This window comes from Paenibacillus sp. 11B (assembly GCF_030487755.1).
In the GTDB taxonomy this organism is placed as follows: Bacteria; Bacillota; Bacilli; order Paenibacillales; family Paenibacillaceae; genus Paenibacillus; species Paenibacillus vandeheii.
On record NZ_JAUKNS010000002.1, the window covers coordinates 980,230 to 994,662 of the forward strand.

A 14,433-nucleotide genomic window follows, 5' to 3' on the forward strand; every position below is an offset into this window, starting at 1 on the left:
AGGGCCAGCCGGTCAAGAAATAATTACAGCACTGTCAATCTGGGTGAATACATTATCCTTCATACTTTCACTATCCATGGCTGTAACGACAGTGCGATTTTTGACATTAACGATAAAAGCCATATCATTCATCAGAATCAAGGATTCCTTGGCTCCTTTGGCAGCAGCCTTATCCAGGGCAGTGCCAATCTGTTGCATCTGCTCAGTCTTGAGCTCAATACCACGCTGTTCCAACCTTTTGGCAGCATGATTACTCAATTTAAGAAGATTGTCTTCCAAGACCTGTGCAAAAGGGCGTTCAGGTACATTGGACGCTTCTCCCGCTTTGGAGCGATTAAGCAAACTAGGTGTAATTGGGCCTGTGTACAGTTGACCTACTGTTATCCGTTCACTCATAACGTGTTTCCATTGTCTTCAGGCTGCACTGATGTTTCTGGTTCCTTGCTTTCGGTCGTGTCAGCAGAATCTGCAGCGTTCTGAACCGGAGTTTCATTTTCCTCAGCCTGTGTTGGATTGGTTACCTGAATAATTTCATCCAGCTTGATTTCGTCATTGCCTACTTTTGCGTACTGAACACCATCTCGTACGATGATGGAATCCACAATGCCTTGACGCAGGGTTCCGTTATCCTCTTTATTAGAAGAAAGCCAACTGATCTCGCGGCCAATCATGCCAGACACAGTCCCAAGAGACTGATTTAAAGTCTTGAGCTGAGATGAGATATTCACCAGTTGTTCTACCGAACTGAACTGAGCCATCTGAGCAATAAACTCCTTATCCTCCATCGGCTGCATCGGATCCTGATTCTGCAGCTGGGTAATCAAAATTTTGAGAAACTGATCCTTACCTAACTCCTTTGTTGCAGCGCTTGTTGTAGCTTTATTCGCTGCCGAATAGTTAGGCCAGGTATTATTGGTAGAAATCGCTTCATTAGCCATCTTTTCACCTCATTTCTGATTAAGCCTCTGCTGTAAACGTGTCTCTTCGCTGGTCATTACCTTCTTCATGCTCACTGCGCCAGTTGCGTAATTCTTCCTGGAGAGTTGCTGTAGTTACAGCATCATCCGATTGTTCTTCACGTTCACGTGAGCGGCGTTGCTGCTGAGAATTGCTTCCTGGCTGGCGACCACCATCCTGATACATCTGTGAACCAAGTGAACTGTTCTGAGTAACCTCAAGTCGTTCCACTTGAATGCCTTGAGCTTGAAGCGAGCTGCGCAGCTGCATCATTTGCTGTTCCAGCATGTCTTTGGCCATCGAATGCTCGGTCATAAAACGTGCAACCAATTGTCCATTTTGCAAAGTAATCTGTACATCCAGCTTACCCAGATGCTCTGGACGGAGTGAGATCGTCGCCTCCGAGAATCCCTTTTGCTGCACAATATCCAACTTATTCACAACAAATTGTGTCATCTCTTTTGCAAACTGGGATGCTTGCATGACAGGCTCAGCCGGTTTACCTGCTGATGTACCTGATGAACGTAAGGACAACTCTCCTGCGGTGATGATACTGGAATGATCCACTTCTCCAACTTCATTTGTAGTAGGTGTTGAATCCGTTTCAACTGTAACTTTAGTTCCAGCATTTGAAGCTGCCGCAACAAGAACTTGTGGTACCACAGAATCTTGCTTGGACGTTTGAACGGGATTGGTTGGAGCCACTTGCACCGCCTGATCCTTAGCGACCACTAATGTATCCAGAATGGATTTAAGTTCAGTCCACCCTTTGTTAAGACTGGTGTCAACGCCAGCATCTTGCAGCTGACTTTGAAGAGATTGAAGCAGGTGCTTGAATTCTGGAGCATTCTTGGCAACTGTACTATCCGGCTCGGTCATTCCAGAAATCAGCTGTGTAAGCACATCCTGTAATACAAAGCGCACTGCTGCGGGATGCTCGGCCAAATCAATTGCTGATGCTGCACTTCCCGCTTCAGTTGCAGGCTCGTCAGAACCTTCAGCTTGAGTACCTGAAGCAGCGTTTAATTGAGCATACATCTGCTGAATCAAACTTTGTAAATCCCCTAGTAGCGACGGATCATTTTCCAAAGCTTCATCTAACGAATCCAAATCTGCAAATAACGAACTCAAGATATCTGTAATCGATGTCGGTTCTTCGTCCTCACTAGTTGCAAAGGTAAACATTAGCGGATTCGCTGTTAAACTCCCTGCTGCTGCTGAACTGTTCTCCGCCGTTGCCCCACCGCTTAATGATTGGGCAAGAGTTTGCAGAAAATCACCGCTTCCAGCAGTTGCACCTTTGGATGCAGTTCCAGCAGTCTGAGCTGCTCCTGTTGTCTTGGCGGATGATGTGGATGTCATCTGATATACAATCGACATTTGTTTTCACCTCCTCTCCGTAGTAAACAGACGCTACTAATCTTACTTGTTACCCATTAATTTATTTAATATTTTTGCAGTTTCAACCGAGTTTTCAGTCGACATATTTTCAAGTAATTGAGAACGCGTTGCATCGTCAACAGAATTCAAAATGGTCAAGGTTTTATCCGGACTCAGCTTGTATGTTTCGAGCAATAGCTTCGCTCCACTAGAGGCCGACATCGAAGCAAACGTTTGACTAAGCTGATTTTTATCCAAATTTTTGGAGTTAGTCGTAGACGCCGTAGATGTCGTTGCAGTCTCTTTCTTTAAGCGGGATTGCAGTGCATCCAGGGCCAGATCACCGGATGGTTTCGCATCCTTCATCATCATCGTGACATCAGCCGCTGTTTTGGGGTCCATTTTCTCCAGTACCTTAGTCCGTGCAGCCGATTGCATCGCGCTCAGAAGCAAGACCATCTCTTCATTCGTCATATTTTGCAAAATTGGCGCGGCTTTACTCGGACTCATGTCCGCATACATCTTAGCTAAATCTTTGATCTGTTTCTGATAATCGGACTCCGTCTCCGGCGTTGTTGTCGCAGCGGTTTCAACAGCTTTTTCCGCATCATCCAATTTCTTTTGCAAATCAGTTGCTTTTTTGGCCTCAGTCGTTGTGGCTTCCTGTGCTGCCTTGAGCTCAGTTTCTTTTGCATTTACCTGTGCCTTCAGCTTTTCTATTGTCGCTTCTGCACTTTCAACCTGCTGCTCGCTCTTCTCCAGTTTCTTTTTCTCCGGATCTAGCACAGGATCAGGTACCCAGTCTTTCACGACAGGAATTTTGTTAGCTACTTCAAGCAGGTTGTTGCGAATATCTACATTAAATAGAGTGAGCAAAACACCTAACAAAACCACAGTGAACACAATTGGGATTGAAATCATCAAGAACTTTTCCCAACCGCCGCTCGACTCTTTTTCCATATCTGTGTCTTTAACAGCCATTGTTCATTCCTCCTTCACGAGACAACTTCGCGTCCGGCCCACATCAATTCGCGCGTCCGGCTTTGGCAGCGAAGCGTACAGTAGCCATCTCGTCCAGATCGTTCTGTTCCCGGAGGAGCATCTCCTGCTGAAATTTGATTTTGGCCTTGTCTCTCGCCCCAAGCCATACTTTTTCGTCCATCATTCTGCCGTTCAGAAACGTCTGATTCCGTTGCACATTGACCTGAGCATGTCTGACATCACTACTTTTACGTGAAATGCACTCATCAAGGTGATGGACATACCGCTGCATCTCCTGCAGGCTGGATACAGAAGCACTACTTTCCGTAGCGGATTGAATGACATCAATCATTTCCCTTTTATCATTCATTAGTTGTAAAAGATGCTCTTCCTCTGTCTGAAGTTTACCGATCGCTGTGGATAACATCCACTCCGCTTGCGTTTTTTCATTGCTTTTCAGGTCAACAACTTTCTGGAAATGATATCGAAATTTCATCGTTTACCCATTCATCTCCTTGCAAATTCAAGAATCAAACGTTCCTGTACTTCACTCAGCGTTACTTTTTCATCGACTTTCTGCCTTGTAAAATTCCAGATGCTATCAATCTGGTCTATCGATTCATCGATGGCTGCATTAGAACCTCTTTGATAAGCACCAATGTTGATTAAATCCTCTGATTCTTTGTATACCGCCATGAGTCTCTTCATATTATTAACGGCTTCCAGCTGTTCTTCAGGAGCAATATCCTTCATAACACGGCTAATACTCGCAAGAACATCAATGGCAGGGAAGTGACCTTTATTTGCAATGGATCGATTCAGTACAATATGACCATCCAATATACCTCTCACCGCATCCGCGATCGGTTCGTTCATATCATCCCCGTCGACAAGAACGGTGTAAAAAGCTGTAATTGAACCTGTAGGCCCAGTCCCCGCTCGCTCAAGCAGCTTGGGTAAACTCGCAAAAACAGAAGGAGTATATCCTCTCATCGCAGGAGGTTCTCCCACGGCAAGTCCCACTTCCCTCTGTGCCATGGCATAACGTGTGACGGAGTCCATCATCAACATGACATTCATGCCTCTGTCTCTAAAATACTCCGCAATCGTAGTTGCGATGACCGCACCTTTGATTCGAATCAGAGCAGGTTGATCGGAGGTAGCGACAATAACGACCGATCTTTCCAGTCCTTCCGGGCCCAAATCCCGTTCAATAAAATCACGTACCTCCCGCCCCCGCTCCCCCACCAAAGCAATTACATTGACGTCTGCTGCTGTATTACGTGCGATCATGCCCATCAACGTACTTTTACCAACACCTGACCCGGCAAATATGCCAACCCTCTGCCCTTTGCCAACCGTCAGCAACCCGTCAATGGCTCTCACACCAACACTCATCGTTTCGAGCACCCGTGGACGATCCATCGGATTCACTGGCGTATTGGATGTGGAGTACATCGGCATTCTGGAAGGTAGTAATGATCCGTCTAAAGGTTGTCCCAATCCATCTAACACCTTACCGAGCAATTCTGATCCAACCTGAACTCCGAGTGGTTTACCTGTTCCGACCACATCACATCCAGGACCAATGGATTGAAGTTCACCGAGTGGCATGAGCAGCACTTTGTTATCCCGAAACCCGACTACCTCCGCCTGAAGAGGCTTGGCAGATTTCCCCGGGTAGATGTAACATACATCTCCGATGCTAGCATCCGGACCTTCAGACTCAACCATAAGACCAATGACTTGAGTGACCTTACCGTTAATGCGAACAGGATCAAATTGCTTAAGATGATCCATGTATCGCTGTGAGCTAAGAATCTTCATGTTGATTTTTTCGCCCCTCATCCTCAAGTGCTATCCGGATCAGTTCTTTTTTAATTTCAGCGAGCTGGGTATCTATTCTGGCATCTACGCTGCCAAACGATGATCGTATAACACATCCCTTGTCTTTTACCGTCGCATCAGGCAAAATCTGCAGTTCTGCCTGGGAGTCAATGGCCAGAGCCAACTCTTCACGTGCGGCTTGCACAAAAGAAAATTGATCAGGTGCCACACATAAGGTGATCATCCCCTGTTCACGTTTGCGAGACAAATTCTGACGAATCAGCTCAAGGGTGTGTTCTGGTTCAACCGAGAGTTGCTTGTCAATGACCTTCTCAGCGATACCACAGGCGAGATCCACAAGGAAAGGCTCTGCTTCCTGAATGATCTGATCTTTGGCAACGTATGCTTCTTCAAGCACCCCACGGGCTTCCTTCATCATCTCTTCGATCTGCACCTGGAGATCCAGTTCAGCCTGTACTTTGCCTTCTTCAAAACCCTGCTGAAAACCTTGTGAACGAAGTGCTTCAGTCAGATGTTCATCCTGCTGACGCTGCTCCTGCCACCAGCTATCAATCTGTTCTCGGGCTTCTTGAAGCAATCGCTCCGCTTCCTCTGAAGCTTCACGTACCTGCTTTTCTGCAAACTCCTTGGCATCCTCCAGCATCTCCGCGGTAAGACGTTGTGTTTCTTCGTCCACGCGTGCCTGCAGCATTTCAGCTTCGGAACCTTCAGCACGTTCACCGTTTAATTCCGATTCAGACTCTGATCCACCATAATGATGATGATTTTCAAGTCGTTTGCGGTCATCGACCGGTACATACTGGAAAGATTTAATCAAATTAGACAATGATATCATCTCCTCCACCGCGAGCGATAATGATCTCACCAGCTTCTTCCAATCTACGGATCGTTCCTACGATACGAGTTTGAGCTTCCTCAACATCACGCAGCCGAACGGGCCCCATGAATTCCATTTCTTCCTTGAATGTCTCGGACATCCGTTTCGACATATTCCGGAAAACAGCATCCCGTACTTCTTCGCTTGCCACTTTGAGTGCCAGCTGTAAATCTGCGTTGTCGATATCCCGGATAATACGCTGAATCGATCGATCGTCCACATTGACGATATCTTCGAATACAAACATGCGTTTTTTGATTTCTTCTGCAAGTTCCGGATCTTGAATTTCCAACGAATCGAGGATGGTACGTTCCGTACCACGGTCGACGCCGTTCAAGATCTGAACGATGGACTCGATACCACCCGCATTTGTATAATCCTGCGTAACAGTAGAAGATAATTTCTGTTCGAGCACCCGCTCCACTTGAGAAATGACCTCTGGAGAAGTACTGTCCATAACAGCAACTCTGCGGGCTACATCGGCCTGCTTCTCTTGTGGTAACGAGGACAAGATCGCTGCTGCCTGCTCAAATTGCAGATATGATAATACCAGAGCAATCGTTTGCGGGCTTTCGTTCTGAATAAAGTTCAATATTTGATTCGGATCAGCCTTACGCGCAAAGTCAAATGGTCTAACTTGCAGCGTAGCCGTCAAACGGTTAATAACTTCAAGTGCTTTTTGCGATCCGAGTGCTTTTTCCAGAATTTCTCTCGCGTATGTAATACCGCCTTGAGAGATATATTCCTGTGCGAGACAGATCTGGTGAAACTCAGACATAATCATATCTTTTTCGGAAGCATCCACTTTGCGAACATTGGCAATTTCCAACGTCAGTTGTTCGATCTCCTCATCACGCAAATGTTTGAAGATTTGAGCGGATACTTCCGGACCTAATGTAATCAACAAAATCGCTGCTTTCTGTCTTCCAGTCAGACCTTGACTGCTTGCCTTCGCCAATGCGTTCACCTCTATTCGTCAGCCAGCCACGTACGCAGCAGATTGACGAATTCGTCTGGCTTTTTCTTAGCCAAACTCTCCAATTGTTTGCGCACTTGACTTTCGTTCGTTACACTGTCCAACGTAATGGACGGAAACTCTGTTGCTACCGGAAGAGGAATTTCCTCTTCTTCTATTTCGTTTTGTTTGCGACGACGGCGTACTAACAAAATCACAACCGCTGCAATCAATGCTGCCACCAGTGCTCCTATGCCCCACATCATTCCGGTGGAAAGCTGGAAACCTGTATTTGCTGTCGCAGCAGTCTGGAAGCCCTGTGATAATACAGAAACTTTTTTGGTCAAATCAGCGTCACTTATTACAGTGCCAGAGTCGGCCAACGAAGCCCGAACGATATTAACCAGTATATTCTCAATAGCATCCTTGACCGGTTGTGCCAATTCGGTTTGTCCTTCAGGTGGTTCAACCGCGACATTAATGGTTAAGTCTTTTACAGTATATGGACTGGATATAATATCCTTGGCGATTCGATTAACCTCATAATTGATGGTGCTTGATGATTCTTCCGAGTTCGCATTGCCTGATGTATCCGAGGATGGATAACCCGGAACATCCTGTTGGCCGGTACCCGCAACACCGCCTGTTGGATTACTGGCCCCCGTGTAACTCTTTTGAATCTCCTGTACACTGATTTCGATGCCTTTCATATTGTCTACATCGACCGGTGTAACCAGATTTTCTTTCCGAGTTTCTTTATCAAAGTTCAGCTTGGAAGCCACAAGAACGTTGACTTTATCCTCGCCTACAATCTGGGAAAGAAATTGTTTCACGTTATTCCGAACATCATTTTCAAATTTTTTCTGCAAAGCCATGTTTTCCTGTACTTCAGTAGATAATCCACCACTGCCACCACGTGCTGATGGAATCAGTTCCGCTTCATCCGTGTTGGTAATCGTTATGTTTTCAATAGGTAGATTAGGAATGGCTGTCTTAACCAAATTAAAATATCCATCTACCGCAGCCTGATTAGGGTGATAACCCGGTTTAAATTGCAGGGCCACCGATGCGGATGCTTTATCCTGTTCTTCTAGGCCAGCAAAGATATTATCTTTTGGCATATTGACAAGCACTTTAGCATCCTGTATGCCTTGCATTCGTTGAAGCAACTGCTCTACTTCTCCGTTCAATGCATTGTTGTACTTTACATCAAACTCTTTATCCGTCATCCCGATTGGAGATGATGACTCCTCGAATGACTTATATCCTAATGAACCATTCTGAATAATCCCTTGTGATCCGATATTTACTTTTGCAATAGCAACATCCGTGCTCGGTACAGATATGGTCTTGCCGTCTGCACTTAATTTGTAAGGAATACTAGATGAATCAAGATAACTAATGACGCCTGCCGAGTCGCTTGCATTCAAATCCGTGAAAGCAACTTCATATTCCGTCTTTGACAATTGCATCGTTAGTACAACTGCAGCCAAAATTAAAAACAGGAAGGTGGAAATAAATAATACTTTTTGCTTTTTGCTAAAACTATTCCAATACTGGGATGCCTTTTCCCTGTACTGGGCAATTCTCTCATTCACTCTGTCACCCCATCCGAAACTTTGCTTGGTCTGTCCTTCCGCCATCTCTATCGATTCTAAAGATTAACGGTCAGGAGCAGCATCGCAGCTGCTTGTTGTAGTAATCAGCGCTGTTGTCGAAGCGCATGTAAAACCAATTTACAATTGCGTACGCATAATCTCCTGATATGCTTCGACTACTTTGTTTCGGACTTGAGTCGTAAGTTGCAGACTCAACAGGGCCTGTTCGGAAGCGATCATCACCTGATCAACATTCACTTTTCCAACCAGGAATTGGTTTGACATTTCATGTGCTTGGGTCTCCTGTGCAGCTACAGACCCTAACGCATCCTGTAGGTATGTACCGAAGCTCTGAATGGTTTCGGCTGGTGTAGATGGTTTGCTTTGTGCCGTACTTTGCATCTGAAGCGGTTGAATCCCCTGTGTGCTGAACATGTTGTTCTGAATCATTAATGTCCCTCCCTTTCATATCTGTTCTTTGGTTTTAGGAATATTTCCACCTTGTAAGCCGTTAATTAAGATCTTCCGATCTCCAATGCCTTGGATATCATTGCTTTGGTTGAGTTCAAAGCTGTGACGTTTGCTTCATATGAGCGTGAAGCCGAGATCATGTCCACCATTTCTTTCGCAATATCCACGTTAGGCATGTACACATACCCTTCAGCGTTCGCATCCGGATGTGAAGGGTCATAAACCGGCTTCAGAGGCGACTGATCTTCACGAATCTCTGATACTCGAACTCCCTCTCCAGACCCACTACTTCTCATCTGATTTTGAAGCAAACTGTTGAAGGAAGTTTTATTGGGCTCAAGCACAACCATCTTACGCTTGTAAGGGACCGCCTCACCGTTAGTTACACTCGCGCGCGTCGTCTCCGCATTGGCGATGTTGGAAGATATAACGTCCATCCGCAAACGCTGAGCCGTCAGAGCCGATGCACTGATACTAAAACTGTTACTGATGTTCACCTAAGTTATCTCCCTTCGACTCCAACACGCATCATTTTGATTTGTTCATTCACTTGCTGAATATAAGCGTTGTAACGCAACTGGTTCTCCGCCAGAAGACTCATTTCTTTGTCTACATCGACGTTGTTCTGGTTGTTATTCATGGAAGTTGACTGGTCCATATTAACTACTGGTGTAGGTATGGAAGAGGAAGGACCTATGACAAAATGCCTTGAATCCGTTACTTTTCCTTTAAGTACAGGCATATCTCCATTCATTTGTTCTTGCAGCATTTCTTCAAAAGCAACGTCGGAACGCTTGAAATACGGGGTGTCCGCATTAGCAATGTTGTCAGCAATTGTTCGTTGTCTAATGTTGGAGGCATCGAGCGCACCTTGTAACCTTTGAAAACTAATATCATTCAAAAGATTCATAATCGCCCTCCTCTCTTTAGAAATTATGGAAATAGATTCAATCTTTTTCCGTCAGGACACTTATGTTTTTTCGACAAAAAACATTCGCTTTTACACGGTTTTCTAGGACTTAAGTAGAATTAACTCTGATGTTGTCGTATAACATAAGTTTCTTCGAGATTGGGATATATTACAATAAGAAAAAAGCCCTATCTTTTCTGAAAGACAGAGCTTTTTGTGTATTTTCTGCAAATTATGAATTTTTTCGTAAATGTCGGGGCCCAAAACAAAAATAAGCTTAAGCACTCTATATGAGCTCTTAAACATTCTTAAAATTTATACTATGTTTCTGTACGATTGAGTACATCATATTAATACAAACCTGAAATCCATGGAGAGGCTTCAATCTGTTTTCAGTTAGAAATATTTACCGATATAATAAGCTTTCTTATGAATTCAATGATACTCTTTGATCTTCAATGAAATAGATAGTTGACAAAATATCCATAGTAGATTATCTGATTTCACTGAATTCCCCCAACACTTTTTTAACATTTACCCCTAGTATGCAGATTTTAATGAACCGATAAAATTTTGTCACATCTGCAATGCAATTAATTTCGATTTTTGCGCATTTATGCAAATTTTTCTAATAGCTCTAATTAAACCGATCACCAGACTTGGAAAAAATAAATCCTTTTATTGGAATTTATAGCATTATTGAATATGTGCTGTAAGCACGTCTTTAGGGTTTAAATACATTATTTCTGCGGCACAAGTCCTAGATTGTCTTTCGTCTTATAGAACTCCAACTCTATTATCGGTTACAATACTGCATTATATTAGGCTAAAACAAAAATAAACGGCATACAGATGGATTGAATAAAGTCTACGATAGTCAGGACCAGGACCGAATATCCTGTTTCCGTGTAGTCTTTTACTCTTTAATCATCCATAGTATACCGTTATCCATACTTCAATCACGCTCTGAACTGAGCAATACACCTATGTTATAAGATATATTGGCTTAAATCACGATCCAGTGCAATGTCATTCAATTTTTCACGTACATATTCCGGAGTGATTACCATACGCTCCAGCGTAAGTTCTGGTGCTTCAAAAGACAGATCCTCAAGAAGTTTCTCCAAAATAGTATGCAGACGTCTTGCACCAATGTTTTCAGTATTCTGATTCACGGACTCAGCTAGCTTGGCAATCTCACGAATGGCATCATCCGAGAACTCAATTTCAATATTCTCCGTACGCAGCAAATCCACATATTGCTTGGTTAACGCATTTTTAGGTTCCGTGAGGATCGATACAAATTCATCAAGTGTCAGGCTGTTCAGTTCTACGCGGATTGGGAAACGCCCCTGAAGCTCTGGAATGAGATCCGAGGGTTTTGCAACATGAAATGCACCGGCTGCCATAAACAGGATATAATCCGTTTTGACAGGGCCGTATTTGGTCATTACCGTAGATCCTTCCACGATAGGCAGAATATCACGCTGCACACCTTCACGGGATACATCGGGGCCGCTACCGCGTCCCTGACTGGCCACTTTATCAATTTCGTCAATGAATATGATACCTGTTTGTTCCGCCCGCCGGATGGACTCCTGAGTAACATCATCCATATCGATCAACTTGCCCGCTTCTTCCTGGATCAATACTTTGCGAGCTTCTTTAATCGCCAGTTTACGTTTTTTGGTACGACGAGGCAATAAACTGCCAAACATCTCCTGCATGTTCATCCCCATCTGATCATTTCCTTGACCAGCGAACATGTCCATCATATTTGGTGCGGTATCTTCCACATCAATTTCGATAACATCATCTTCCAGTTTCCCAGATAACAAATCGAATTTGATTTTACGGCGCCGCTCGGCTACTCCCGTATCTGGTTCTGGTTCATCAGCTTCTGGCGTGTTATTGCCATTGTTGCCAAATATCATTTCGAACGGGTTACGCTGATTTTTGGATTTGGATTGCGAAGGTGCCAAAATATGTACAATTCGCTCATTGGCAGCTTCTTCAGCTTTATCCTTCACTTTTTCTGTACGTTCCAGCTTGACCATCCGCAAGGATGTTTCAATCAGATCACGTACCATCGATTCCACATCACGGCCAACATAACCCACTTCCGTGAACTTCGTTGCTTCCACTTTTACGAATGGAGCTCCTACCAGCTTAGCCAGTCGGCGTGCAATCTCCGTTTTACCGACACCGGTAGGTCCAATCATCAGGATATTTTTAGGCACAATATCATCCTGGGTATGCTCAGGCAAGAGGCTGCGACGATAACGATTGCGAAGGGCGACCGCTACCGATTTTTTAGCCTGTTTTTGACCTACAATGTACTTATCAAGCTCTGCAACGATTTGTCTGGGTGTTAACGCTTGTGTATGCATATAGCTTCCCTCCTATCAGTATGCTAACCTTGTATATGAGATGACTTTATAAAATGACCTATAAGGACAAAGAATCTCCACGAAGTAACTGAAGCCGATTTAATCATCATGCTCCATCACGGGAGATTGCTTTTCCTTACAACTCTTCAACAATAATATTATTGTTGGTATATACACATAACTCTGAAGCAATCTGGAGTGATTCACGAGCAATGTCTTTTGCTTCCAGATCCACCGCATGACGTTTTAACGCACGCGCAGCAGATAAGGCAAAGTTTCCTCCCGAGCCGATGGCAATAACGTCATCATCCGGCTCGATAATTTCGCCCCCGCCAGAAATCAGCAGCATACCCGTTTTATCCATAACAATCAGGAGTGCCTCCAGTTTGCGTAAAATCCGATCCTGGCGCCAATCCTTGGCAAGCTCTACCGCCGCACGCTGCAAGTTACCATGGTGCTCCTCCAGCTTGCCTTCGAATTTCTCAAACAAAGTAATGGCATCCGCTACGGAACCGGCAAAACCCGCCACAACCTGACCACGATACAAACGTCTTACCTTTTTGGCTGTATTTTTCATTACAACACTTTGCCCCATGGTCACCTGACCATCACCGGCAATCGCTGCTTTGCCATTATGACGAACTGCACAGATCGTTGTAGCATGAAATGACATATCCATGATATCAGCCTCCTCCCACGATTAATTTACACGCGTTCTGGAACGATTAGACCTTCTGCTGCTGCAAAACGAGCAATGCCATCCAGTGCACGCTGCGCAAGTGCTTCATTTTTTTCCTTTTTGTTACGTATTTTGGTTTCCAGCTTCGGTAGTAATCCGAAGTTTGCATTCATTGGCTGGAAGTGTTTGAAATCAGCTGTTGTAATATACTGTGCCATACTGCCCAGTGTTGTCTCCACCGGCAATACGACCAGTTCTTGTCCAAGGGCTGCTTTGGCTGCATTCATACCCGCGATTAAACCGGATGCCGCAGATTCTACATAACCTTCTACTCCTGTCATCTGACCTGCAAAGAACAGGTTTGGACGTTCTTTGAACTGATACGTTGGACGAAGCAGTTTGGGAGAATTAATAAATGTATTACGGTGCATTACGCCATAACGGACGAATTCCGCATTTTCAAGTCCAGGGATCAAAGAAAAGACACGTTTTTGCTCTCCCCATTTCAGATGCGTCTGGAATCCCACCAGATTGTACAGCGTTCCTGCCGCATTGTCCTGTCTAAGCTGAACAACAGCGTGTGGCAGTTCTCCAGTATGCGGATTGACGAGTCCTACAGGTTTCATCGGACCAAACAAAGCCGTTTGTTTACCACGTTTCATCATGACTTCAATCGGCATACAGCCTTCGAAGTAAATTTCTTTCTCAAACTCTTTTAGTTGAGCAACTTCCGCTGTGATCAATGCTTCATAGAACACATCGAATTCCTCTTCTGTCATTGGACAGTTCAAGTATGCTGCTTCGCCTTTATCATAACGTGAAGCTAGATAGACCTTGTTCATATCAATGGAATCTTTTTCGATAATCGGCGCAGCCGCATCATAGAAGTAGAAATATTCCTCACCCATAAGAGCTTTGATTTGCTCGGACAATGCTGGCGAAGTCAATGGTCCGGTTGCAACAACTACGATTCCGTCTTCCGGCAAAGAAGTCAGCTCTTCGTTGACAACCTCAATGAGTGGATGCTGATGAAGAGTAGATGTGATTTCGCCTGAGAACCCGTCCCGGTCCACGGCAAGTGCCCCACCTGCTGGAACAGCATGACGGTCTGCTGCACCCAGGACCAGAGAATTAAGCATTCTCATTTCTTCCTTCAATACACCGACTGCGTTGGTCAAGCTATTGGCACGAAGCGAGTTGCTGCATACCAGTTCTGCAAATTTATCTGTATGGTGAGCCGGCGTTTTCACAACCGGTCTCATCTCGTATAGTTTTACGCGCACACCGCGACATGCGATCTGCCAAGCTGCTTCTGTTCCTGCCAACCCGGCACCAATAACGGTTACTTGTTGTTCATTCGTCAAAATCATTTACCCCCATTATGCTA

The 14,433-nt window shown here is 44.7% G+C and carries 15 protein-coding genes; all 15 read right to left on the minus strand.

The window, feature by feature from the left end:
* Nucleotides 1-12 precede the first annotated feature (12 nt).
* A complete protein-coding gene (locus Q0V21_RS12860; RefSeq protein ID WP_301879242.1) occupies nucleotides 13-396 on the minus strand; it encodes a TIGR02530 family flagellar biosynthesis protein in 384 nt (127 codons plus the stop codon).
* Complete coding sequence (locus tag Q0V21_RS12865; protein ID WP_301879243.1) at nucleotides 393-938, minus strand: flagellar hook capping FlgD N-terminal domain-containing protein; 546 nt, start codon at nucleotides 936-938, stop codon at nucleotides 393-395. The genes Q0V21_RS12860 and Q0V21_RS12865 overlap by 4 nt, the downstream gene beginning before the upstream one ends.
* A gap of 19 nt (nucleotides 939-957) precedes the next feature.
* The gene (locus tag Q0V21_RS12870; protein ID WP_301879244.1) at nucleotides 958-2,337 is read right to left on the minus strand and encodes a flagellar hook-length control protein FliK; all 1,380 of its coding nucleotides are present in this window, start codon (nucleotides 2,335-2,337) and stop codon (nucleotides 958-960) included.
* A gap of 42 nt (nucleotides 2,338-2,379) precedes the next feature.
* Nucleotides 2,380-3,318 (minus strand): MotE family protein, encoded by a 939-nt coding sequence (locus tag Q0V21_RS12875; RefSeq protein ID WP_301879245.1) that lies wholly within the window; start codon nucleotides 3,316-3,318, stop codon nucleotides 2,380-2,382.
* A 43-nt stretch (nucleotides 3,319-3,361) separates the two neighbouring features.
* Nucleotides 3,362-3,814 (minus strand): flagellar export protein FliJ, encoded by a 453-nt coding sequence (gene fliJ / locus Q0V21_RS12880; protein ID WP_024630214.1) that lies wholly within the window; start codon nucleotides 3,812-3,814, stop codon nucleotides 3,362-3,364.
* Between the two features lie 11 nt (nucleotides 3,815-3,825).
* Complete coding sequence (fliI, locus tag Q0V21_RS12885; RefSeq protein WP_024630213.1) at nucleotides 3,826-5,145, minus strand: flagellar protein export ATPase FliI; 1,320 nt, start codon at nucleotides 5,143-5,145, stop codon at nucleotides 3,826-3,828.
* Entirely contained in the window at nucleotides 5,132-5,992 is an 861-nt protein-coding gene (locus tag Q0V21_RS12890) for a FliH/SctL family protein (protein ID WP_301245961.1), read from the minus strand. The genes fliI and Q0V21_RS12890 overlap by 14 nt, the downstream gene beginning before the upstream one ends.
* A complete protein-coding gene (gene fliG, locus Q0V21_RS12895) occupies nucleotides 5,985-7,001 on the minus strand; it encodes a flagellar motor switch protein FliG (protein ID WP_053783792.1) in 1,017 nt (338 codons plus the stop codon). Before fliG ends, Q0V21_RS12890 begins: the two co-directional genes overlap by 8 nt.
* A gap of 11 nt (nucleotides 7,002-7,012) precedes the next feature.
* Complete coding sequence (gene fliF, locus Q0V21_RS12900) at nucleotides 7,013-8,596, minus strand: flagellar basal-body MS-ring/collar protein FliF (RefSeq protein ID WP_079347284.1); 1,584 nt, start codon at nucleotides 8,594-8,596, stop codon at nucleotides 7,013-7,015.
* A gap of 138 nt (nucleotides 8,597-8,734) precedes the next feature.
* A complete protein-coding gene (gene fliE / locus Q0V21_RS12905; RefSeq protein ID WP_024630209.1) occupies nucleotides 8,735-9,046 on the minus strand; it encodes a flagellar hook-basal body complex protein FliE in 312 nt (103 codons plus the stop codon).
* Between the two features lie 65 nt (nucleotides 9,047-9,111).
* Nucleotides 9,112-9,564: a flagellar basal body rod protein FlgC gene (gene flgC / locus Q0V21_RS12910; protein WP_024630208.1), complete on the minus strand. Its 453-nt coding sequence runs from the start codon at nucleotides 9,562-9,564 to the stop codon at nucleotides 9,112-9,114.
* Nucleotides 9,565-9,569: 5 nt separating this feature from the next.
* Nucleotides 9,570-9,977: a flagellar basal body rod protein FlgB gene (flgB, locus tag Q0V21_RS12915; protein WP_053783790.1), complete on the minus strand. Its 408-nt coding sequence runs from the start codon at nucleotides 9,975-9,977 to the stop codon at nucleotides 9,570-9,572.
* 989 nt (nucleotides 9,978-10,966) lie between these two features.
* On the minus strand, nucleotides 10,967-12,367 hold the full coding sequence (hslU, locus tag Q0V21_RS12920; protein ID WP_079346974.1) for an ATP-dependent protease ATPase subunit HslU: 1,401 nt from the start codon (nucleotides 12,365-12,367) through the stop codon (nucleotides 10,967-10,969).
* Nucleotides 12,368-12,503: 136 nt separating this feature from the next.
* A complete protein-coding gene (gene hslV, locus Q0V21_RS12925) occupies nucleotides 12,504-13,046 on the minus strand; it encodes an ATP-dependent protease subunit HslV (RefSeq protein ID WP_024630205.1) in 543 nt (180 codons plus the stop codon).
* 26 nt (nucleotides 13,047-13,072) lie between these two features.
* Entirely contained in the window at nucleotides 13,073-14,416 is a 1,344-nt protein-coding gene (gene trmFO / locus Q0V21_RS12930; protein ID WP_443145906.1) for an FADH(2)-oxidizing methylenetetrahydrofolate--tRNA-(uracil(54)-C(5))-methyltransferase TrmFO, read from the minus strand.
* Between the last annotated feature and the right edge of the window lie 17 nt (nucleotides 14,417-14,433).